Raw genomic sequence first — 22,932 nt, forward strand, 5'->3', positions numbered from 1 at the left:
TTAATGGTTCGTTAAGTTTAAATTTAAGATTGGTGTGTAGATTTAAGGTTAGTGCTCAGTTTAATGACGCTGATGACATGATGCAAAATAATAATAAACACTGATAGCGGCTCGGGTATTAGGTTCTGTTGCGTATTTGAGATGGACTTTGCAGCTGCTAATAACATTACATTTTGGGGACAATATTATGGAAAAAATTTGGCTTGAAAAGAGTTATCCGCCCGGGGTTGAGTTTGAAATCGATCCTGATAAATATAATTCTTTGGCAGATTTATTTTTAAAATATACCAAGTTATACGCCGATAATACTGCATTTATTAATATGGATGTCAGTATTACTTATCAGCAACTGGCTCAGCAAGCGACTGATTTTGCTGCCTACTTACAGCAAGATTTGCGGTTAGTTAAAGGCGACAAATTTGCCATCATGATCCCCAATACACTGCAATATCCTATCGCGCTATTTGGTGCGCTGATTGCCGGACTGACCATTGTAAACGTTAATCCATTGTATACCGCCCGCGAATTAGAACATCAATTAAAAGACTCTGGTGCCAAAGGGATCCTTATCCTCGAAAATTTTGCTCATGTATTGCAAGCCGTGATCGATAAAACTGATATTAAGCATGTGATCACCACAGGTGTCGGTGACCGATTAGGGCTTATAAAAGGTGCATTAGTTAACGGCGCCATTAAGCATGTTAAAAAGCTGATCCCTGCGTTTGAGTTGCCCAATGCGGTTAAATTTAATGATGCGATGTCCAAAGGCAGCAAACTGAATTTTGTCGCCGTTCCCGTTGTCGGTTCTGATTTGGCCTTTTTACAATATACAGGTGGTACTACAGGTCCATCAAAAGGGGCAATGCTGACTCATCGCAACATGGTTGCTAATCTTGAACAGTCCAATGCTGTGACTAAAAATATCTTTGAAGTGGGTAAAGAGATCATTGTCACCGCATTACCGCTTTACCATATTTATGCGCTGACCTCTAATTGCTTAGCCTTTTTACCATTTGGTGGCATCAATCTATTAATTACCAATCCACGTGACATGGCGGGATTTGTTAAAGAGTTGGCTAAATATCGCTTTACCATTATTACTGGCGTCAACACGCTATTTAACGGATTGTTACATACTCCTGGCTTTGACAAACTTGATTTCAGCGCTTTAAAAATGGGCTTTGGCGGCGGCATGTCAGTGCAACGTCCTGTGGCTGAACATTGGGAAAAAGTCACTAAAAGTCGTCTTTTAGAAGGCTACGGCTTAACTGAATGTGCGCCTTTAGTGACTATGAGCCCTTATAATCAAAAAAGTTACAATGGATCGATTGGTTTGCCTGCATCATCAACTGATATTCGCTTGGTTGGGGCAGATGGTGAAGAAGTGGCATTAGGTGAGCCAGGCGAAATGTGGGTTAAAGGCCCTCAAGTGATGAAAGGTTACTACAATCGCCAAAAAGCAACGGATGAGGTGCTCATTGATGGCTGGTTAGCCACAGGTGATATTGCCACCATGGATGAAAATGGTTTCTTTAAAATTGTTGATCGTAAAAAAGACATGATCAATGTGTCTGGCTTCAATGTGTTTCCAAATGAGATTGAAGAAGTACTCGTGATGCATGACGGCATACTTGAAGCCGCTGCGGTAGGGACCTCATGTGATATTACCGGCGAGCGAGTCAAAGTGTACATAGTGCGTAAAGATCCTAACCTTACTGAGCAAGATGTGTTTGATCATTGTAATAAAATGCTGACCAACTATAAGCGCCCTAAGGTGATTGAATTTATGAATGAATTACCGAAAAGTAACGTCGGTAAACTGTTACGTAAAGACCTTCGTAATATGGCATAAGCTTGGTCGAAACGGATCACTCGTGGCTATAGCGTTAAGCTTATAGCCTTCATAAAGCGCTGAGTCTTTTTAATCCAGCATTAGTGCGAAGTGATATGCATCAATAATTGGTCACTGTGTATTAGTCACTAAAATCACTGTCGGCATTGATTGCCGACAGGTTAACCATAAGAATGTTATGTTAGAAATTTATGCCGGTGAAACGGCTTTAACAACAATCCATCAAGATGGATTTTCTCCAGAGTTATTTAGCTCTTTTCTTGGTGCAAGTGGTGGGCCGAAATGGTTTACTTTACTGGGATTAGACAAGTATATCTTTGGTGAATTTTTTAATGGCAGACAACAGCCGTTAAATGTCATTGGCTCAAGTGCGGGAGCATTTCGAGCCGCATGTTTTGCTCAAAGAGATCCCGTTGCAGCAATAGAGCGATTAGCTAAACATTACAGTGAAACAGTGTATTCAGATGACACTAAACCACAAGCTGACGAAATAACCGCTAAAGCGATAACGTTACTTGATGAGTTATTTGGCGATACGGGGGCAAGTGAAATCATTAATAATAGTGTTTTTAAAGCCCATTTTATTGTGGCTAAATGTCATGGATTGGTGGCGTCTGAAAACAAACTAAAACAAGGTGCCGGGTTACTCAATAGCTTTCTGAGAAACGCGTTAAGTCGTCCATTACTCAAAAGCCAGTATGAGCGGTACATTTTTCAGCATCATCAAAGTGATTTAACCATTTTTGACCCTGACCATATCCCCACCACGTCAGTGCCACTAAGCCTACAAAATATCAAAACGGCATTGTTGGCATCTGGCTCAATTCCGCTGGTGATGCAAGGGATAAACAACATTGCAGATTGTCCTCCTGGCATGTATCGTGATGGCGGCATCATTGATTATCATTTTGATTTTAAAATTAAAAATGAAGGGCTAACTCTTTATCCTCATTTCAGTTCCAGCTTAAAGGCGGGCTGGTTTGACAAAAACTTATCTCGAAAAGTCAGGCTAGAACATTACGACAACACAGTATTATTGTGCCCATCAGCAGAATTTATTGATTCATTGCCTTATCATAAAATTCCTGATCGCAAAGACTTTGTTGAAATGAAACCTGCTCAACGGATCCAATACTGGCGACAGGTTTTTGTTGAAAGTGAAAAACTTGCCCAACACTTTAAACACTTTTATCAAACGCAAAATATCAACAGTATAAAAAGCATCAAGCAACTCATCCGGTGACAAGGTTAATCCATCATTTGCCATCATTTTTAGAGATCGATTATTGATATTCACTCACATATAAAGGGAATCAAATATGAGTACCTATACCGCCATTAACTTAGTCGCCCGTCCTCAAGGTGGCCCAATTGGCCCAGAATTATTTGAAATTATCGAAAAGCCAATGCCGGCAGTGGCACAAGGGCAGTTTTTAGTTAAGCAACATCATATGTCACTTGATCCGGCCATGTTTGGTTGGATGAGCCCAGATACCGAAAGTTATATTCCTCCAGTCACCTTGGGCGAGGTTATGCGCAGCTCTGGCATAGGTGAAGTTGTCGAAAGTCACCACCCTGACTTTACGGTTGGCGACCGAGTGATGGGGATGATGGGTTGGCAGGAATATTTTCTAAGTAATGGTGCCGGTTTGCATAAAGTGACGGCGCCATTACCCGATGAAGCTATTTTATCGGTATTTGCTTTGCCTGGGTTAACGGCGACACAAGGACTGTTCAACGTAGGAAAGCCACAAAAAGGTGAAACCATCGTAGTCTCTGGTGCCGCGGGTTCTGTAGGATCGATTGTGGGTCAACTGGCTAAAGCTGATGGCTTAAGAGTCATTGGCGTAGTCGGCAGTGATGAAAAAGCGGATTGGATAATTAACGAGCTAGGTTTCGATGGTGCGATTAATTACAAGACCGATGATTTAGCAGCAAAACTGGCTGAATTAACCCCTGATGGTGTTGATGTGTATTTTGAAAACACTGGTGGTCCTATCCAGCATCATGTGTTTGCCAAAATGAATCCCCATGGGCGTATTGTGGTGTGTGGCATGATTGCTGATTATCCCAAAGCGGTACCTGATTTAGGCCCAAGCTGGGTGCAGATAATTAAAAAAAGGCTCATTATCCAAGGCTTTACTATGCCAGATCATTTTGGTGATGTACCGGCATTACTCGAAAAATTAACCCCTTATGTCATGAAAGGGCAGATTAAACATCGCGCCCATGTATTAATTGGACTTGAGTCGGCCATCACTGGCTTAAACTTGTTTTTCACTGGTCAAAACAAAGGCAAGCTCATCGTTAAATTATAAAATCATCCTTCAATTAATTCACTTTCACTCAACATGCATGGTGGCGGGAGCCATTACCACCATGCTGTCAAAGGGATTGACTATGAACAAGCGTAATAAACGTATTGTTATTAGCATTAGTTCGGTGCTGTTAACGGCTGCAGCGTTTTCGATTAACGCGGCAAACCAAGTCAGTAATATTGATGATAATAGCTTTAATTGCATCAGAGATATGTCACCTGTTCGCCATTTTTATGTCGATAACCTGCTTGGTAATACTCAAGGTACTTTAGCTGTTGCTAATAATCCTGAAGGTGCCGTTTATCCTGAAGGATCTGTGGTGCAGTTAGTGCCTACTGAAGTAATGGTTAAACGCGAAGCGGGCACTTTTCCTGCCACCGGTGACTGGGAGTTTTTTGAATTAGAAGTCGATGAACAAGGCTCAACTATCACTAAACGTGGATTCACGGATGTGAATAACCGTTTTGGCGGTAACTGTTTTACTTGCCATTTACCTGCAGCTGAAAAGTGGGATTTTGTTTGTGAATCAGGTCATGGTTGCGAGCCTATCCCGATAGATCACAGTATGACAGGTGCATTGCAGCGTTCGGACCCGCGTTGCGGTGAACCAGAACTGCAAGATGGCGATACATTTGCCTTGTTTAAACTTAACTCTATGGTTGTGCTTGGCAGTGCCAAGAAATGGCTTGAAGATTTATTTTAATCTTTAAATAACCTTGTGTTCACCCATCCAAGTCAGGCGATATATATGAGCGAAATGAATACCCATTATAGAAATTGCAATATTTGTGAAGCCATGTGTGGCTTGGAAATTGTCTATCAAGATAAACAAATCATCTCGATTAAAGGTGACCAACTTGATCCCTTTAGCCAAGGTTATAATTGCCCTAAAGCACTTGCTTTAGAAGATTTCTATACTGATAAAGATCGCTTAAAAACGCCGATAAAACGAACCGCTTCTGGTTGGCAAGCTATTAGTTGGGATGACGCTTTTAGCGAGATAGTCGCTAAGTTTAAAAGCATTCAACAGCAACACGGGAAAAATTCGTTAGCCGTTTATCTCGGCAATCCCAATGCCCATAGTCTGGGGAATGCGCTATTCCTCAAGCCTTTTTTGAAGTCACTTGGCACAATAAATCGTTTTAGTTCAGCCTCTGCTGACCAATTGCCGCATCATGTCGCGGCTAACTTTATGTTTGGCGCTGGTATGTTAATCCCGGTCCCCGACATTGATAGAACTGACTTTATGTTGATCATAGGGGCTAATCCTGTGGTATCCAATGGCAGTATGATGACTGCGCCCAATGTTATTGGCCGTATGAAGGCTATTCAACAGCGTGGCGGAAAAATTGTCGTGGTTGACCCTCGTAGAACCCGTACCGCTAAAATTGCCGACCAACATTTGTTTATTCGCCCAGAGAAAGATGCCTTTTTACTGCTCGCCTTGATCCATTGTGTGTTTGAGCGTAACAAGGTTAATTTAGGTCATTTAGAACACTTAGTAGAGGGGCTTGATGATGTTGCTAAACTTGCCAAAACCTATTCACCCGATGTGGTTGCAAGCATAGTCGGCATTGATGCGAGTACTATTTACACCTTGGCCGATGATATGTTGTTGGCAGATTCCGCTGTGTGTTACAGCCGCATGGGAGCATCTACGCAAACATTTGGTGGCTTATGTTTATGGCTTACCAATGTACTCAATATAATCACAGGCAATTTTGATCGCGCCGGTGGTGCCATGTTTCCACAACCTGCCTTTGATTTACTGCGTAACCATCAAGTCGGCCATAAAAGTTCGTTTGGCCAGCATCAAACCCGAGTGCGTAAGTTACCATTTTTTAATGGTGAGTTTCCGGTTGCTTCTTTGGCTGAAGAAATACAAACACCGGGAGAAGGCCAGATTAAAAGCTTGATAACCGTTGCTGGAAATCCGGTATTGTCGGCCCCCAGTGGTCATCAATTAGCCCAAGCCTTCGCAGGTTTAGATTATATGGTTTCGGTCGATATTTACCTCAATGAAACCACTAAATATGCCGACATTATTCTGCCGGGCACCACGGGCGTTGAGAATTCGCACTTTGATATTTTCTTTAACTCATTCTCGGTTAGAAACACAGTAAAATACTCAGCGCCATTGTTTGAAAAACAAGTCGATCAACGTAGCGACTGGCAAATACTCAAAGAAATTTCTGCGCGAATGCTTAATATTGCAGCAGATGATCCGATGCAAAAAATCACTCCCGAAATCATTTTGGATATGGAACTCAAACAAAGCCCTTATGGCGAGCAAGGCATGAGTTTACAAAGGTTAATCGATAACCCTCACGGTATCGATATCGGCCCATTAATGCCGTGTTTAACAGAACGAATTAAAACCGCTAACGGCAAAATCGATCTTTTTCCGCAAGTATTTAGTGATGATTTGCCCAGATTGCAAGCTGTGATGACACCCGTTTCTCGCGATCTGGCTTATCCATTTGAATTAATTGGGCGTCGACTGGTTAAAAGCCATAATACCTGGACCCAAAATTCAGCACGGCTCATCAAAGGTAAAAATCCTTGTACTTTAGAAATGAATTCACAAGATGCGCACCAGTTGGGTATTGAACAAGGCCAGCTGGTGACGGTCAGTTCGGCAGTGGGCCAAATTGATATTGAAGTGGTTCTCACCGATGATATTCAAGCGGGTGTGGTGACCATACCCCAAGGTTGGGGCCATAATCAGCAGGGCACAAACATGTCGATTGCCGCCACTCAGCCAGGCGTGAGCATTAATGATTTAACAGATGCCAGTCGAGTTGATATGCTCACGGGGAATGCAGCATTTAATGGTACGCCAGTTGCTATCACTTTAGTGTTAAAAGAAGGGCGCTAAGTACAAAGTGTCCTAACTAAGCCAGCGGGCTTTTGTTACAATCGATAAAACTGATATCAATTAATATTTTGCTGCTGGTAAATGCTATTAGCGCCAAACGAAATCAATGAAAAGGTAGAGCATGTTTAAAAGTACACAGAATTATATTGCATCCAGCGACCTCACCATGGCGGTAAATGCGGCCATTTCATTAGAGAAACCATTATTAATCAAAGGCGAGCCTGGAACCGGTAAAACCCAGTTAGCCGAAGAGTTAGCTAAATCACTCAATTGCAAACTGTACCAATGGCACATTAAATCGACCACTAAAGCGCAACAAGGGCTTTACGAATACGATGCTGTATCGCGCTTACGCGACAGTCAGTTAGGTGATGTTCGCGTGCATGATATTGGCAACTATATCGTAAAAGGTAAGTTGTGGCAGGCGTTTGAGGAAGAGCAAAGATCGATATTGTTGATTGATGAAATCGATAAAGCCGATATTGAGTTTCCAAATGATTTACTGCAAGAACTCGATAAAATGGAGTTTTATGTCTATGAAACTCAACAAGTGATTAAGGCCAAACAAAGGCCCATCATTATCATCACCTCAAATAACGAAAAAGAGTTACCTGATGCTTTTTTAAGGCGCTGTTTTTTCCATTACATTAAGTTTCCTACTAAAGCTGAAATGGAAAAAATTATCGATGTGCATCATCCTGATGTTAAACAAGCTTTATTAACACAAGCACTAGAGGTGTTTTTTGATTTACGTGAGGTCAATGGCATTAAGAAAAAACCCTCAACATCAGAATTAATTGATTGGCTCAAGCTACTGATTTCCGACGACATCTCACAAGACATCTTGCTCGATAATAAATCAGATATTATTCCCTTGTTTGGCGCGCTGTTAAAAAATGAGCAAGACGTTTCACTGATTGAAAAATTGGCCTTTATGAGTCGTAGAAACAGGTGATTTAACAGTGTTTATTGATTTTTTTCTTACCCTAAAAAAACACAAGGTGCCTTGTAGCTTACGCGAGCTATTAGATCTTATAGCCTTGCTCAAAAAAGGGCTGATTTTTGCCAACGTAGACGATTTTTATAACCTTGCCAAAATCGTCATGGTTAAAGATGAAATACACTACGACAGATATGACAAGGCTTTTGCTGAGTACTTTAACGGCATAGAGAGTATTGATATTTTCGATAAGATCTTGCCGGAAGACTGGCTCAGAAAAGAATTCGAAAAACACCTTAGCCAAGAAGAAAAGGATCAACTCAAATCACTTGGTGGCCTTGAAGCGTTAATGAAGGCGTTAAAAGAGCGTTTGGAAGAACAAAAAAAGCGTCATGCTGGCGGTAATAAATGGGTCGGAACAGGTGGTACATCACCCTTTGGGGCTTATGGTTATCATCCCGAAGGGATCAGAGTCGGCCAAGATAAAAATCGTAATAACAGTGCCGTGAAAGTATGGGACAAGCGCGAGTTTAAAAATTTCGACCAAGATCGCGAATTAGGCACCCGTAATATCAAGTTGGCCCTTAAAAAGCTAAGAAAGTTTGCTCGTACCGGCGCCAGTGAAAAGCTCGACATCAATACTACGATTAGCTCAACCGCTAAAAATGGTGGCATGTTAGATGTGCATATGGAGCCAGAACGCCATAATGCCGTTAAAGTGCTGATGTTTTTCGATATTGGCGGCTCGATGGATGATTATATCCATACTTGCGAAGAGCTGTTCTCCGCGGCCCACAGCGAATTTAAACATTTAAAGTTTTTCTATTTTCATAACTGTGTTTACGATCAACTGTGGCAAGACAACAACCGCCGCTTTGATAAAACCATCGATCTTGAAGAAATTATCAGAACATTTTCATCTGACTATAAAGTGATTTTCGTCGGCGATGCCACCATGGGACCTTATGAGATTATTGCTAAAGGTGGCAGTGTTGAACACTGGAATGAAAAACCAGGTATTGAATACATGAATCGATTGCTAGGCCATTTCAATAAGGTCGCATGGTTAAACCCGCAACCTGAAAATCACTGGCAGATCCATCATTCTATTGCTATTATCCAGCAGCTTGTTGGCAATAAAATGTACCCACTCACTGTGGATGGTATTGGGCGGGCAATTAAAGACATTAGCTAACAATAAAAACAGCAGCCAATTAGGCTGCTGTTTTTATTAACGGATATGAATCACATGATGCAATGAGTCGATAGGCTCTACATACAGTTAAAGCACAGACTCGCTTAACTGTTCTTCATTGCTTTTATCATGTCTAAAGCAACGGCTTCGGCAATACTAATGCCATCGATACCCGCCGATAAAATCCCACCAGCGTAACCCGCACCTTCACCTGCTGGGTATAAGCCTTTGGTATTGATACTTTGGAAATCTGCGCCGCGTTTAATTTGCACTGGTGAAGAGGTGCGAGTTTCAACGCCCGTTAACATGGCATCTTTACTGTCAAAACCACGGATCTTTTTACCAAAGGCAGGAATGGCTTCACGGATAGCATCGATGGCAAATTTCGGTAATGCATCACTTAAATCAGTCATTTTGACATTAGGTTTGTAAGACGGCTCGACATTTTCGAACGGTAATCCTGATCCTGCTGCCAAAAAGTCGCCAACCATTTGTGCCGGAGCATCATAATTACTGCCGCCCATAACATATGCATGACGCTCTAGTTTACGTTGTAGTGCAATACCTTGTAGTGGATCGTTATCAAAATCACTAGGATCTATGCCCACTACAATGGCACTGTTGGCATTACGCTCACTGCGCGAGTATTGACTCATACCGTTGGTTACCACTGCGTGTTCTTCAGACGTTGCCGCCACAACAACACCACCTGGACACATACAGAAACTGTAAACACTGCGGCCGCTTTTACAATGATGGACTAATTTATAATCAGCCGCGCCCAAAATAGGGTTGCCGGCATTGATGCCAAAGCGATCTTTATCGATCATCTCTTGCTTGTGTTCAATACGAAACCCAATTGAAAATGACTGCGCCTGCATAAACACGCCTTGGTCATGTAACATTTGGAAGGTATCACGGGCGCTGTGGCCTACTGCCGCAATCACATGCTTAGAATGCAGTACTTCGCCATTATTAAGGGTGACACCAGTAACTTGGCGATCGCTAATATTGATTTTATCGACGCGGGTTTCAAAGCGAATTTCACCGCCTAAGCGAATGATCTCACGGCGCATTTTTTCTACCATGGTGACCAATTTAAAGGTACCAATGTGGGGTTTACTCACATAAATGATTTCAGCAGGTGCACCGGCGGCAACAAATTCTTGTTTTACTTTTAAGCCTTTAAAACCTGGGTCTTTCACTTGGCTGTATAACTTACCATCCGAAAACGTGCCTGCACCACCTTCACCAAATTGCACATTTGATTCGGTATTGAGCTCGCTGGTACGCCAAAAGCGGAAGGTATCTTTAGCGCGTTCATGCACTGATTTACCGCGTTCTAAAATAATAGGATTAAAGCCCATTTGCGCTAACATCAGCCCAACAAATAAACCACAAGGTCCCATGCCAATCACGATTGGACGTTCGGTTAACCCTTCAGGTGCACAAGCGACATATTTATAATCGGTATCAGGCGATACACGAATGTTATGATCATCAGCAACTGATGCTAATAACTGTGCTTCGTCTACATTGGTTAAGGTCACATCCAAGGTATAAATTAAGAAAATTAAGTTCTTTTTGCGTGCATCGTAGCCACGCTTAAATATATGGATGTCAACCAGCTGATCCGCTGAAATAGAGAGCCTTTGCAACACCACTTCTTGGAGTGCATCTTCATTATGGTCGAGAGGCAATTTTACTTGGTTTAAACGGATCATGATTTACCTAAAAAAGAGACTTAAAAAACAGCGCGTAGTTTACGTGATCTAACCTTAAAATGAAATTATCTATTGATGTCATATGCCATACAGGCAGGTTCTATTAATGATATAGAGTAAATCATGGCCTTAGCTGAGTTTGTTTGCCTTTGTAATGTTCCGTCTAGACCCTTTATTTAGTGTTAATCTATAAACCATGTGATGATTTTTACCATTTTGTCATTAAATCTTTAGGTGTTGGTCAGCTATCGAAAATTTAATCAAACTAGTTACGGTATTCCATTAGCAAAATGAATGGTTTAGTTTACTGCGGTATCTGTCGTTGGTTGAGTAAAAGGGAGGCGTAATGTTATATCAAGGCATTTCTATCATGCTGGCCCCAGTATTAGTGTTTCAGGGACTTAAGGTTCGCCGTACTACGCCAAGGTTGCCTGAACCCGAGGGTGAACGAGTTGGGCAAACTGGATCGAATCCTGCGTTAAGCTTGCTTATTTTAGGTGACTCAGCTGCTGCAGGCGTTGGAGTGACCAATCAACAACACGCTTTATTGGGACAGATTATTGAGCAATTAAGCCCTCAACTCGAATTTAGTTATGCATTGTTTGCTAAGACAGGGTCGACGACAGCCACCACGTTACAAGCCTTACATGAACGCATTGATACAGCCCATCCAATCCTCAGCCAAAAGCACTATGATGTTATTGTTACATCACTGGGCGTCAACGACATTACTTCATCAATCAGTTGCGATAAGTGGCTGCAGCAACAAAAACAGTTGTTAGAGCTGATTACTCAGCGGTACAAACCCAAATTGATACTAGTGACGGCGTTACCGCCACTAGGGTTATTTCCTGTTTTGCCTAATCCACTTCGGTGGAGCTTAGGCCAGCGCGCCAATCAATTTAATCGTAAATTACAGCAATTATTAATTAAACTTGATCAGCATGGCGCTCTGCCTATAAATCAACATATCGATCCCACTACAGCCTTTAGATTAATTAAACTGCCGTTAGACAACCCACAACCCGATATCACCATGCTTGAATTTATGCGCCAAGTCATGGCCACAGATGGGTTTCACCCAGGAGCACCGATTTATAATGCATGGGCAAATTTAGTGGTGGAGCAGATAGTTGGTGGCATTAAATCTGCAGCTATTTAATGAAATAGATGTATGACATGCGTTTCTGCCTACTATGAGTCGGATATATGGCCGTAGGCCATAATTATAAAGTACAAAATATAAGACAAACACCTGGATCCCGGCTAAAAAGCATTACCGGGACGACGTGAGAGTTGGGACGACGAGAAGGCTGTTAGCAATCATCAGTCCATAAATGAGTAGATGTCTTCGCTTATAAATATCCAAGAGGGAGTTTGATAGTGATCAAACTGTATTCCAGTCGTACAGCTAAAGCATAACGCATAGCTTTTACTACTTGGTATAGCTAATTCGATACACGGCATTGGCAAAGTCATCTGATACCAAGATCGAGCCATCTGCCAGAGTCATCACATCTACTGGGCGTCCCCAGCTTTGTTCACCATTGAGCCAGCCTGTAGCAAAAGGTGAATAGTCGCTCACCGTATTACCATTTAGCACCACTTTCATGATGCGATAGCCGACTTTATTGCTGCGATTCCACGACCCGTGCTGCGCGATTAAGATGGTATTTTTATATTCAGCAGGAAATTGCTGGCCCTGATAAAACTCCATACCTAACGCCGCGACATGAGCGCCAAGAGTTAATGCTGGCGGTGTATTCAGTTTGGCAATCTCTGGATTGGTAAATTCGGGATCCGCGATATTGTTATTGTGAACATAAGGAAAACCAAAGTGTTGGCCGGTTTGGCTGACGCGATTTAGCTCATCATCGGGTAGGTCATCGCCCATCATGTCACGGCCATTATCGGTAAACCATAATTCGCCAGTGACAGGGTGAAAATCAAAGCCAACACTGTTACGTACACCTTGCGCGACTATGGTGGTCTGCATAGAGTCTTGTTGTGTAGAGCCTGCTTTCTTGGTCTGTGTTTGTTGACTACCTGTTAGTTGGTTATCTGCAAGTTGAGAGTCTGGGTCCAATTTTAGAATACTGGCAAAGGGCAATTCACTTTCGCACACATTGCATGGCGCACCTACAGGAACGTACAATTTACCGTCTGGGCCAAAGGCGATAAATTTCCAACCATGGTGTGATTTATTCGGCAGTTTATCAAACACTAATTCTGCTTTAGGGATGGTGGGTAATGACTTTTCAATATCAGGGTAACGCCAGATTTTGTCTACTTCTGCGACATATAAACTGCCTTGATGAAACGCTATCCCTGAGGGCATAAATAAATCGGTCGCAACTATGATTTTTTTGTCCGCTTTAAAATCATGATTAGTGTCAATAAGTGCGTAGACATTACCCGCTTTACGGCTGCCAACAAATACAGTGCCGTTATCGCCTAGTGCCATTTGACGAGCATTTTCAATATTTTCAGCGTAGATATCGATGCTAAAGCCTTGGGGTAATTGAATTCTATCTAAAGGTAATGCTTGTGATGGGCAAGAGAGACTCATCCCCAAAGTGAAAGCAGTTAACAAGGTAATTGGCTTAATCATATTGAGGGGCCCTTTATGCAATAGTATTGTTAATCAACAAGGTAATCTTAGTACTTTTATCAATGTTTTTACGACAATCACCATGAAGTTCAATCACAAGATTATCGACATCGATTCTTATCAAGAATTTTATCGATAATCGACTATTATCAATATCTTAAAATTATCAATAGACTTACATTATCAATAGCCTACGCTTACCAATCTTTAATAATATTTTTGATCATCGCCGCGGTATTTTCTGGCTGCTCTAGCGGGAACATGTGGCCGCCGTTAGGTAGCGTCATTAATTCGATGTCGTTAAGTTTGGCAAATCGAACAAAATGTTTAATCGGGAAGATGGTAGTCTTTTCACCATAAATCAGTTTTGCGGGCACCTTTAGTTTGTTTTTATATGTCACTAAGTTAGTCGGTAAGTGCCTAAAGATATCCGCTTCGACAGCCGGTGAGAAGGTTAATTCTAAACGCTTGTTACGTGAAACTGCGCCAGAATGCACATAGTCTTGCAAGCAACGAGAGTCGAAGTTTTTGAATAATGACTTATGTGAAAAATAATCAACCAAGTTTGTTTTTTCTGGCCAGTGATTTTGGCGAGTTTTGGCTTTACCAGCAGGAGATAGCCTATCAATATACGGTGTACGTTTGATAAAACTCAGTAAATGTGACAATGCGCCAGTCACCACCGGTGGATCTAACATCACTAAACCGCGAAACAATTCCGGATGCTGGCAAGCTGCGATAAAAGAAATGACCCCGCCAAAAGAATGGCCGACACAAATGACTTTTTCATCCTGCTTTCTAATAAATTCAACCAGTTCTGTGACTAGGTGTTGCCAGTTGCTGTGTATCGGATAGAGGATGTTATGCCCAAACTGATCATGGGCTACGGTGCGATAATCGCGAGTAAATTCTGCTAATAATGTTTTATAGCTTCCCGCTGGAAAGCCATTAGCATGAACTAGGTTTATCAGTGGTTTTGTCATAATGTCTCTGATGGATGTTTGGGCTATTTGCGGTGTGATTTGATTCAAATAAATTCACTCTACATTTTATTTAAACGCAAATAGCACAGTATTCCCCAATATTTAGAATATTTTTATCGGATCAATGGGCGTTAACTCGGCAAACTCGGGCGCACGATTTTGCGCTTTAGCTGTGAATATTTCCATCATATCGTTTTGTGGTTGGAACATGCCGCTTTGCCAGACCGACATATATTGTAAGCTGTCTTGAACACTATGATCGCGGGCATAATTAATCATCTCTTTACAGCCTGTTACCGCTAAAGGCGAGCGGGCGGCGATCTCGGCTGCTATGGCTAATACTGCGGTGATCATCGTTTGTTGGTCGTCATACACTTGATTGACCAAACCGGCTTGTTTAGCTTCTTCTGCTGGCATTCTGCGACCCGTATAAGCAAGCTCTTTCACTAGACCGATTGAAATCAACTTAGGCAAACGCTGTAACGTACCAACATCAGCAGTCATGCCGAGTTTAGTTTCTTCAATACTAAAAAACGCATCTTGTGTGCAGTAGCGGCAATCGGCGGCGGTAACCATATCAACCGCGCCGCCAATACAGCCGCCTTGAATCGCCACTAATACAGGCATCCGAGCCGTTTCTAACACACTAAAACAGTCTTGTAACTTTAGCACTAATCGACGTAGTTGGTCGTGTTTTCGGCCTAATTCGATATTGTCGTTTGGGCCATTGGCACTGAATACGGCCAAATCCATACCAGCACTAAAGTGTTTACCTGTTGATGAAATAACAATCGCTCTAGCTGCTGATTTATTATTAATATCATCAATAACCCTTGGGAACTCATGCCAAAAATCGACGTTCATTGAATTCAACGAGTCAGGTCTGTTTAGGACGATATGGGCCACTTTATGGCTAATATTGACGGTTAGCGTGTTGTACTCTTGCTCAGAAGTCATGACTATTTCCTTATAGATTCAATGTGATTTGCTTATCCAGCTCAATTGCATCACTTAGCGACGCGAGTATTGTTTGGCGCTCTTTTAGTTTAGTACCATGATGAGCTTTCATATTGAGCGTCTGCATGTGTTTAGCAACGCTCATTGCTGTGCTCATGAGAACGTCTGCTTGCACCACTTGGTCAAGAAATCCTGCAAGCACAGCAGATTCAGGAGCAAACAGCTCAGCATTGATCACTGCACGGCTGAGGTAGTTTTGTGGAATGCGATTTCGGGCAATTTCAATCCCAGCTTGGTGCATTGTCATGCCAATAGCGACTTCGTTTAAGCCAATTTTAAAGTCACCGGTACAACCAATACGATAATCACAACTGAGTAATAAAAATGCCCCTTTGGCGATTGCATGACCAGTACACACGCCGATGATCGGGGTAGGGAACGCCAACATTCTGTATGCCAAGCCGGAGCCCGCAGTCACAAGGGCAATGGCAGAATCTGAACTTTGCTTCATTGTTTTTAAGTCATAGCCGCCTGAGAATATTCCTGCTTGGCCAGTTATCACCACCACAGCAGCTTGCTGTTCAGCATCGTCTAGGGCGGCATGAATCTGTGCTATCACCTCTGGTGAGATTGCATTTACCTTGCCATTGTTCAAACTGATGATATGGACATTGTCTTCAATTGTGACGTTAATTAATTGCATTTTTCACCTGAAATATGGTTGCTAATTGTTTATTAAACAATAATTTAGTTTAATGGGCTAGGCAAGGGGTAATCGGTATATTTGCCCCTAAGGCCTTTAATTGTTGTTTGTTTATACCTAGCCTTGCTATCAATATGTTATGCCCAACATAGCAACTAAAAACCTGCCAGTAAATAACATGGTTATTACCTAAAGCATTGGCATAAGTGATATTTTTTACTTTTCCCGCAGCATTAGTGTCTAGATTACGGCATGTGACCCATTCGTTATCCATATTGAATAATAATGATGGCTTAATACTCGCTATTTTGAGTCTTTAGTCATGTAAGTGAATCATGCAAGTGACTCATGCAAGTGATTCATAGGTAAACTTGGTTGATTGACGAATGCATGAATGGCGCGATTCACTTCATCGGGTCTTTCATGTTGCAGCCAGTGACTGGTATTTGCAAAACGTTTAATTGTGCAATCTGCAACATAACGTTCAATGTCATTGAGGGTTTCGTTAACGAACGCTAAATCTTGTTCACCCCAAAGCACTAACGTTGGCTGATTAATTCGAATATTGGGGATCCTTATGTCAGCCGTCTTTTTGATTTGCCCTGTGATGATTGACGTCTCATCGGCTAATGCTTTTTCAATGCCATCATCTGTGTCGTTGGGTGCTAATTGTGGCATAGCTCGATAGTATTGCAGCATGCCACTAATGGCTCCGTATTGGCCCCACACTTTTTTGTAATGTGCGAGTACCTGTTCAGTAAAAATTGCCTCTTGTGAGCTAACCATTATTTTTTCAGTTAAATAGCGATAATCATCCTCGATTAATAGTGTTTCAGCTGATGGACTAATCAACTGATGAATATAAGCACTCTTTTGTCGTTGAATAGGGTTATTGATCATCTCTCGGGTAAAGGTACTCGGATGAGCGGCATTAAGAATAATCAGTTTGCTTATTAAGTGAGGATAAAAAGCGGCTAATGGCCAGGCTATAGCGCCGCCCCAATCATGAGCAACCAAAATGACAGGCTCTGTAGGGCTTATGGCTGCAATAAACTGAGCGATAAACGCGATTAAATTGGGGACAGTATAAAAGTCTAGTTCACTGGGTTTATCACTTAGGTTATATCCGGGTAAGTCAGGCGCAATAACATGATAGTGAGTTGAAAAATAGTTTAACTGTTTTTGCCATGAGCCCCAATATTCAGGAAAACCATGTAAAAATACCATGGTCGATAAAGGTTTTGTTTCGGACATATGGCCAGTTTCAACATAATGTATATTGACCTTATCCACTGCAATATACTGATGCATTAGCTTCATATTCAATCTCAGCACAAATTAAAGCCTATTGAGGCCTAGTTAAACGGTACAGGTGATGCATTATTAGAAGAATGTGACTGAATTCTCAAGCAACTCACGGTCTGTTCTGGTGTTATTTACCGCAGCGCTATCATCGGCATAACCAAAAGACATGCCAAACAAAATTCCGCGTTCATCTGGCAGGTTAAGTATTTCTCTAACAGGATCAGGAAATTGTCCTAGCGCGCCTTGCATGCAATTTGATATGCCATGTTCTGCCATCACAAGCGATAACGTTTGTGCATAAATACCTAAGTCGACAGCCCCCATAATGTCTAAGTATTTATCCATGGTAAAAAACACCGCATGTGGCGCATCAAAAAATTGCCAATTACGTAACATGGCCATTTGACGGGCTTTTTTGTCTTCGCGTGCGACCCCAATTGCGCTGTATAACGCATTAGCTGAACCAAATTGACGCTCACGATGAATGCCTTGATATTGCGGTAACCAATTGAAATCAGGGTTTGGTGATGCGCCGCTCATCAAAGTTTCTATCAATCGTTGTTTCAGTTTATCTTTAGTTGCCCCAGATACCACACAAGCTTGCCATGGTTGCACATTACAATTGGACGGGGAAAGTTGCGCACTGGCGAAAATTTTCTGTAATGTGTCATCTGCCACAGGTTGGTCAACAAAGGCTCTTACTGAAGTTCGCTGTTGTAATATCGATTCTATAGACATGTTTGATACTCTTATTAGTTGGATTTTGAATTGTTTTAAAATGTATATTTTAATCCAGGCACAAGCTTGTTGATTCATTGAGGGAAAATGGTATTGCTCCACGATTAATCATTGTTATTGATAATCTCAACGATCATTTTCGTAGAACAGTATGAGTCAATAACCACAGGGAAGAACATTAAGATTGATCCCAGTCTTGCCCACTCTTTGCTCAAATAAAACCCTGCGACTATGCTAATTTAGCTCCAAACGATGCTAGATGCTGTATTAAAATTAAACCAATCGATTATTTTAATGATGAACTATTCGCATAATGAATAGTGCACTGTTATAGGCTAATAAAGCTGCTATATATGCGCAAGTCGCGCCACAAAGGCACAGTAGATAAGTAAACTATCGGGCAAGTGATCAAGATTAATGCTCAATATTGTGCCATTGGCTTGTTAAGCTAGAGGTACTATTAGTAAGGTGAATGTGTAGCTATAATTAATATGCATTTGGATAATACATCTTGTTACTTTAGCATCAGTAATATGACGGGTTATTTATATGGAAAATCATTTAAATAATCACTTAATCGCAGAGGTTGTTGTTTTTTGAGATAAATTTTGCAGACGTTACCGGCAATGATAGTTAAGGCGGAGCTTGTTAGATGCCTTCATCTATCTAGATAAGCGACTCTTCACACCGGTATCTGGTAGTGGCTAATCGATAGGGTTTATTTTTATATAAATCAGGTTTTCATAAGGTATTACTTATTTAGAGACTTTCTGTCTAACATTTGTTCTACATGCTTAAATAAACCATTAGCCGTCTGTGTTAAATAAAATTTAGCCACAAAAGATTAACAGCCCCTAACACTTATAGATAATAGTTGGAGAGCAACAATGCCTGAATACAAAGCCCCCATTCGTGATGTTAAGTTTGTGATGCAAGAATTGCTCGGCTGTGAAGGCCACTATGAGCATTTAGGCTATCAAGATGCCACTATTGATATGGTTGATGCCATTATCAATGAAGCTGCAAAACTAACAGAAGAGGTTGTTGCGCCATTAAATCAAATTGGCGATCAGCAGGGTTGTACATGGAAAGACGGCGCGGTAACCACACCTGATGGCTTTAAAGAGGCGTATGCCCAGTATGTAGAAGGCGGTTGGCCAACATTATCTCAGTCTGAAGAATTTGGTGGTCAAGGTTTACCACATTCGCTAAATATTAGTATCGCTGAGCTATTTTCCAGTGCGAATCATAGTTTTGCCATGTACCCAGGACTCAGTCATGGTGCATTAGCCACCATTGAAGCCCACGGCACTGAATCACAAAAGCAACAGTTTATGCCCAAACTTGTTGAAGGTAAGTGGACTGGCACCATGTGCTTAACTGAGCCGCACTGTGGCACAGATTTAGGTATGTTGCGCACCAAGGCTGAGCGTCAAGATGACGGCAGCTATTCGTTAACGGGCACTAAAATCTTTATTTCGGCGGGTGAACACGATCTGTCAGACAACATAGTGCATATTGTTATTGCTCGTATTCCTGGCGCCCCAGAAGGCAATAAAGGCATATCTTTATTCATTGTGCCTAAATTTAATGTCAATATTGACGGCACCATTTCAGATAGAAATGGGGTGAATTGTGGCTCAATAGAGCACAAAATGGGTATTAATGGTAACGCGACTTGTGTGATTAACTTTGATGGCGCTACAGGCCATTTAATTGGCGAACCTAATCGCGGCCTTAAATGCATGTTTACCTTCATGAATGCAGCCCGTATCGGTGTAGCGAGTGAAGGTGTTGCCGCAGCAGAGGCATCTTTCCAAGGTGCGCTAGCTTACGCCAAAGATCGATTACAGATGCGTTCTATTAGCGGGGTTAAAAACCCTAATGGCCCTGCAGATCCGATTATTGTTCATCCAGATGTACGTAGAATGTTGCTAACTCAAAAGTCTATTGCTGAAGGTGGCCGTGCATTAATTTCATATTTGGCTCAGTTAGTGGATATTGGCCATGCTGAAAAAGATGAGGCAATTAAAGCGGATGCTGAGACAAAATTGGCATTATTAACCCCAATTGCAAAAGCCTTTCTCACTGAACTTGGTTTTGAATGTACCAGCCTTGGCGTTCAGGTGTTCGGTGGCCATGGCTTTATCAAAGAGTGGGGCATGGAACAGTTAATGCGTGATACCAAAATCAGTTGTATATATGAAGGCACAACCGGTATTCAAGCCTTAGATTTACTGGCTCGTAAAATTATTGGCAGCCAAGGCGAAGTGTTAAAACCTTTTTCTCAAGATGTGACCGCATTCTGTCAACAGAACATGGACAACCCTGCGATGGCAGAGTTTATTAAACCCATTATGATTTATGCTAAAGAGTGGCATGAACTTACTGTATTGATCGGTGCTAAAGCGATGAAAAATCCTGATGAAATTGGCGGTGCTTCAGTTGATTACCTCATGTATGCCGGCTATGTAACCTTAGCGTTTTTCTGGGCAAAAATGGCAAAAGTCGCTCAAGATAAACTGGCTACAGATACAAGTGAAACAGCGTTCTATGAAGCTAAAATAAAAACCGCTCAGTTTTATATGCAACGTATGTTACCAAGAGCAAAAGGCCATGCAGCATGTATTCAAAATGGCGTTGACTCAATGATGGCACTGAGCAGCGATGATTTTGCTTTTTAAGTAAACGGTAAACGCTGATAACGTTCTGCTTAAACACCGCAACCTTATAGGTTGCGGTGTTTTTATTTGTAACCAGACAATAATAACGAAGATATTGATACCATAAATACAAAGTAATATATTGATAATTAACGCTTATAATCTAATACTGCTTAAGGTGATAACTTAACTGATGGCATGTCGCGTCGTGGTTTAATTCGGCTATAATGGTTAACTTCAGAATAAAAATAACAAGGGATTAAACAGATGTCAGGTAAAATATTTACTTCAGTGATTCCACTGCTCGCTTTATTTCCATTGACGTCATCAGCCAACTCTTGGGTTGATGTCAGTAATCAATACACAAACAAACAAATACAGATAACCAGTCAATTTCAGCCAGAAATGGCCAGTTCAATAGGGATTACTGAAGCCGATAGTCTGTGTAGTAATATCACTAAGGCACAGCAAGATAAATATATAGAGACGCTTGAAACCAGTAAGAAAACCTTGCTACAAGCGGTGAAAACTGAAAAATCATTGCCAGTTCGTCAAGACCTTAACATTATTATCGACAATATTGATCAGACCATTGCCGCGGGTAATTTAGACGATAAATACATGCTGCCTTGGGTTGATGTCCCCCTGATTATATTCAGAGGTGTGTCGGCATTATTAGATGATCAAATGTCAGATACTCGCAAACAAGCGGCTAATACCCGTCTTGCGTGTTATGTCGGCAAAACAGGGCAAGCAGCCTTAACGGATCAAGCCAAAACCTTATTTGAAGCGGCGTTAGCCAACAAAAAGTTAATTGGGCCGACAAAAGAAGAAGTTAACCAAGCCCTAGCGAGAACAGACACTTTATTACAAGGTTTACAGCAGTTATTTGAACAAAATGAATTCATAAAAGCCGATGAGAATATGTTGCTATTAAAGCAGCAAATTGAAGACTATCGCCAATGGGCTGAAAAAACGGTTATTCCGAACACACGAGATGACTTTAGATTACCCGAAGAAATTTATGCCTTAAAACTCAAAACCGTTGGCATCGATATCGACCCTGAGTTGTTAATTGAACGCGCTAAAGCAAGTTACATGATAACCAAAGCGAATATGCAGGCGTTAGCGCCATTGGTTGCACAAAAATTTAATATGCCATCAAGTGATTATCGTGACGTGATTAAAGCACTTAAAAAAGAATCATTAACCAAGGATAAAATTGAAAATTATTATCGTGAAACCAATAAAAAACTTGAGGCCTTGATCAGTAAACATCATGTGGTTGATTTACCTAAACGCGATATGATCATGCGACTTGCAAGTGATGCCGAAGCGGCAGGTAGTCCTGCGCCGCATATGTTGCCGCCACCGTTTATTGGCAATACTGGTGAGCAAGGCCAATTTGTTCTGACAACCGGTAACCCTGCATTAACGGGTGATGCTGCATACGATGACTTTAATTTTAATGCGGTTGCTTATACATTAAGTGCCCATGAAGGCAGACCTGGGCATGAATTACAATTTGCGGTCATGTTGGAGCAGGGCGTTTCACTGGCACGAGTATATTATGCTTTTAACAGCGTTAACGTAGAAGGTTGGGCATTGTATGCCGAAGCGGAAATGTTGCCGTACCTGCCTATTGAAGCACAGCTTATTGCCCTGCAACATAGGTTATTGCGTAATGCTCGCGCGATGTTAGACCCGATGTTGAACTTAGGTCTGACAACAAAAGAAAACGCATATTCATTGTTACGCAACGATGTGGTGTTTTCAGAAGCGGCTGTAAAACAAGAAGTTGATCGATACACTATGAGAATGCCTGGCCAGGCTGGTAGTTATTTTTATGGCTTATCACGATTATTGGAGATCCGCGCCGGAGTTGAAATAGCCCTAGGCGACAAGTTCGATCGTTTAGCGTTTAATAATTTTGTGTTGAGCCAAGGCTTGATCCCACCAAAATTAATGGCGGAAGCGGTTAACCAACAATTTTTAGCTCAGTAAAAATGTACCGGTTTATTTAATGGATCCCATTTAAATTGTTACCGATTTGAATGGGATTTTT

17 protein-coding genes are annotated in these 22,932 nt (G+C 41.6%); 10 read left to right on the top strand and 7 right to left on the bottom strand.

Features of this window, described 5'->3' with window-relative positions; genetic code table 11:
* The first annotated feature begins 187 nt into the window (after positions 1 to 187).
* From H5114_RS10735 to H5114_RS10765, 7 genes are all read left to right on the top strand, one after another.
* Positions 188 to 1,852 carry an AMP-binding protein gene (locus H5114_RS10735; protein ID WP_182722903.1) on the top strand — a complete coding sequence of 555 codons (1,665 nt, stop codon included), beginning with the start codon at positions 188 to 190 and terminating at the stop codon, positions 1,850 to 1,852.
* A gap of 178 nt (positions 1,853 to 2,030) precedes the next feature.
* Positions 2,031 to 3,095, top strand: coding sequence for a patatin-like phospholipase family protein (locus tag H5114_RS10740; protein ID WP_182722904.1), 1,065 nt, complete (start codon positions 2,031 to 2,033; stop codon positions 3,093 to 3,095).
* A 76-nt stretch (positions 3,096 to 3,171) separates the two neighbouring features.
* Positions 3,172 to 4,170, top strand: coding sequence for an NADP-dependent oxidoreductase (locus H5114_RS10745; RefSeq protein WP_182722905.1), 999 nt, complete (start codon positions 3,172 to 3,174; stop codon positions 4,168 to 4,170).
* A gap of 82 nt (positions 4,171 to 4,252) precedes the next feature.
* Positions 4,253 to 4,873, top strand: a complete 621-nt coding sequence (locus tag H5114_RS10750; RefSeq protein WP_182722906.1) for a cytochrome P460 family protein — start codon at positions 4,253 to 4,255, stop codon at positions 4,871 to 4,873.
* 45 nt (positions 4,874 to 4,918) lie between these two features.
* A complete protein-coding gene (locus tag H5114_RS10755; protein WP_182722907.1) occupies positions 4,919 to 7,048 on the top strand; it encodes a molybdopterin-dependent oxidoreductase in 2,130 nt (709 codons plus the stop codon).
* Positions 7,049 to 7,169: 121 nt separating this feature from the next.
* The gene (locus H5114_RS10760; protein ID WP_182722908.1) at positions 7,170 to 8,003 is read left to right on the top strand and encodes a MoxR family ATPase; all 834 of its coding nucleotides are present in this window, start codon (positions 7,170 to 7,172) and stop codon (positions 8,001 to 8,003) included.
* Positions 8,004 to 8,010: 7 nt separating this feature from the next.
* The gene (locus tag H5114_RS10765) at positions 8,011 to 9,183 is read left to right on the top strand and encodes a VWA domain-containing protein (RefSeq protein WP_182697333.1); all 1,173 of its coding nucleotides are present in this window, start codon (positions 8,011 to 8,013) and stop codon (positions 9,181 to 9,183) included.
* Between the two features lie 104 nt (positions 9,184 to 9,287).
* Here the strand turns inward: H5114_RS10765 and H5114_RS10770 are convergent, their stop codons facing one another.
* Positions 9,288 to 10,907 (bottom strand): NAD(P)/FAD-dependent oxidoreductase, encoded by a 1,620-nt coding sequence (locus H5114_RS10770; protein ID WP_182697334.1) that lies wholly within the window; start codon positions 10,905 to 10,907, stop codon positions 9,288 to 9,290.
* 346 nt (positions 10,908 to 11,253) lie between these two features.
* Here H5114_RS10770 and H5114_RS10775 point away from each other — a divergent pair, with 346 nt between their 5' ends.
* Entirely contained in the window at positions 11,254 to 12,069 is an 816-nt protein-coding gene (locus tag H5114_RS10775; RefSeq protein ID WP_182722909.1) for an SGNH/GDSL hydrolase family protein, read from the top strand.
* Between the two features lie 273 nt (positions 12,070 to 12,342).
* Here H5114_RS10775 and H5114_RS10780 read toward each other — a convergent pair whose 3' ends face one another.
* The 6 genes from H5114_RS10780 to H5114_RS10805 all read right to left on the bottom strand — a co-directional run bounded on the left by H5114_RS10780 (position 12,343) and on the right by H5114_RS10805 (position 18,204).
* Complete coding sequence (locus tag H5114_RS10780) at positions 12,343 to 13,518, bottom strand: sorbosone dehydrogenase family protein (protein WP_182722910.1); 1,176 nt, start codon at positions 13,516 to 13,518, stop codon at positions 12,343 to 12,345.
* 197 nt (positions 13,519 to 13,715) lie between these two features.
* On the bottom strand, positions 13,716 to 14,501 hold the full coding sequence (locus H5114_RS10785; RefSeq protein WP_124014840.1) for an alpha/beta fold hydrolase: 786 nt from the start codon (positions 14,499 to 14,501) through the stop codon (positions 13,716 to 13,718).
* Positions 14,502 to 14,603: 102 nt separating this feature from the next.
* The gene (locus H5114_RS10790) at positions 14,604 to 15,458 is read right to left on the bottom strand and encodes a crotonase/enoyl-CoA hydratase family protein (protein ID WP_182722911.1); all 855 of its coding nucleotides are present in this window, start codon (positions 15,456 to 15,458) and stop codon (positions 14,604 to 14,606) included.
* 10 nt (positions 15,459 to 15,468) lie between these two features.
* Positions 15,469 to 16,161, bottom strand: a complete 693-nt coding sequence (locus H5114_RS10795) for a crotonase/enoyl-CoA hydratase family protein (RefSeq protein ID WP_124014842.1) — start codon at positions 16,159 to 16,161, stop codon at positions 15,469 to 15,471.
* Positions 16,162 to 16,494: 333 nt separating this feature from the next.
* Positions 16,495 to 17,481 (bottom strand): alpha/beta fold hydrolase, encoded by a 987-nt coding sequence (locus H5114_RS10800; RefSeq protein WP_182722912.1) that lies wholly within the window; start codon positions 17,479 to 17,481, stop codon positions 16,495 to 16,497.
* Positions 17,482 to 17,544: 63 nt separating this feature from the next.
* Positions 17,545 to 18,204, bottom strand: coding sequence for a nitroreductase (locus tag H5114_RS10805; protein ID WP_182722913.1), 660 nt, complete (start codon positions 18,202 to 18,204; stop codon positions 17,545 to 17,547).
* 887 nt (positions 18,205 to 19,091) lie between these two features.
* On the opposite strand from H5114_RS10805, the gene H5114_RS10810 reads away from it, so the two are divergent.
* Complete coding sequence (locus H5114_RS10810) at positions 19,092 to 20,888, top strand: acyl-CoA dehydrogenase C-terminal domain-containing protein (RefSeq protein WP_124014845.1); 1,797 nt, start codon at positions 19,092 to 19,094, stop codon at positions 20,886 to 20,888.
* 246 nt (positions 20,889 to 21,134) lie between these two features.
* Complete coding sequence (locus H5114_RS10815) at positions 21,135 to 22,871, top strand: DUF885 domain-containing protein (protein ID WP_182722914.1); 1,737 nt, start codon at positions 21,135 to 21,137, stop codon at positions 22,869 to 22,871.
* The last annotated feature ends 61 nt before the right edge of the window (positions 22,872 to 22,932 follow it).

This window comes from Shewanella sp. SR43-8 (assembly GCF_014163775.1).
In the GTDB taxonomy this organism is placed as follows: domain Bacteria; phylum Pseudomonadota; class Gammaproteobacteria; order Enterobacterales; family Shewanellaceae; genus Shewanella; species Shewanella vesiculosa.

Coding starts and splice junctions, on each gene's coding strand:
- H5114_RS10735 (WP_182722903.1), top strand. CDS start 188: ATGGAAAAAATTTGGCTTGAAAAGAGTTATCCGCCCGGGGTTGAGTTT.
- H5114_RS10740 (WP_182722904.1), top strand. CDS start 2,031: ATGTTAGAAATTTATGCCGGTGAAACGGCTTTAACAACAATCCATCAA.
- H5114_RS10745 (WP_182722905.1), top strand. CDS start 3,172: ATGAGTACCTATACCGCCATTAACTTAGTCGCCCGTCCTCAAGGTGGC.
- H5114_RS10750 (WP_182722906.1), top strand. CDS start 4,253: ATGAACAAGCGTAATAAACGTATTGTTATTAGCATTAGTTCGGTGCTG.
- H5114_RS10755 (WP_182722907.1), top strand. CDS start 4,919: ATGAGCGAAATGAATACCCATTATAGAAATTGCAATATTTGTGAAGCC.
- H5114_RS10760 (WP_182722908.1), top strand. CDS start 7,170: ATGTTTAAAAGTACACAGAATTATATTGCATCCAGCGACCTCACCATG.
- H5114_RS10770 (WP_182697334.1), bottom strand. CDS start 10,907: ATGATCCGTTTAAACCAAGTAAAATTGCCTCTCGACCATAATGAAGAT.
- H5114_RS10775 (WP_182722909.1), top strand. CDS start 11,254: ATGTTATATCAAGGCATTTCTATCATGCTGGCCCCAGTATTAGTGTTT.
- H5114_RS10780 (WP_182722910.1), bottom strand. CDS start 13,518: ATGATTAAGCCAATTACCTTGTTAACTGCTTTCACTTTGGGGATGAGT.
- H5114_RS10785 (WP_124014840.1), bottom strand. CDS start 14,501: ATGACAAAACCACTGATAAACCTAGTTCATGCTAATGGCTTTCCAGCG.
- H5114_RS10790 (WP_182722911.1), bottom strand. CDS start 15,458: ATGACTTCTGAGCAAGAGTACAACACGCTAACCGTCAATATTAGCCAT.
- H5114_RS10795 (WP_124014842.1), bottom strand. CDS start 16,161: ATGCAATTAATTAACGTCACAATTGAAGACAATGTCCATATCATCAGT.
- H5114_RS10800 (WP_182722912.1), bottom strand. CDS start 17,481: ATGAAGCTAATGCATCAGTATATTGCAGTGGATAAGGTCAATATACAT.
- H5114_RS10805 (WP_182722913.1), bottom strand. CDS start 18,204: ATGTCTATAGAATCGATATTACAACAGCGAACTTCAGTAAGAGCCTTT.
- H5114_RS10810 (WP_124014845.1), top strand. CDS start 19,092: ATGCCTGAATACAAAGCCCCCATTCGTGATGTTAAGTTTGTGATGCAA.
- H5114_RS10815 (WP_182722914.1), top strand. CDS start 21,135: ATGTCAGGTAAAATATTTACTTCAGTGATTCCACTGCTCGCTTTATTT.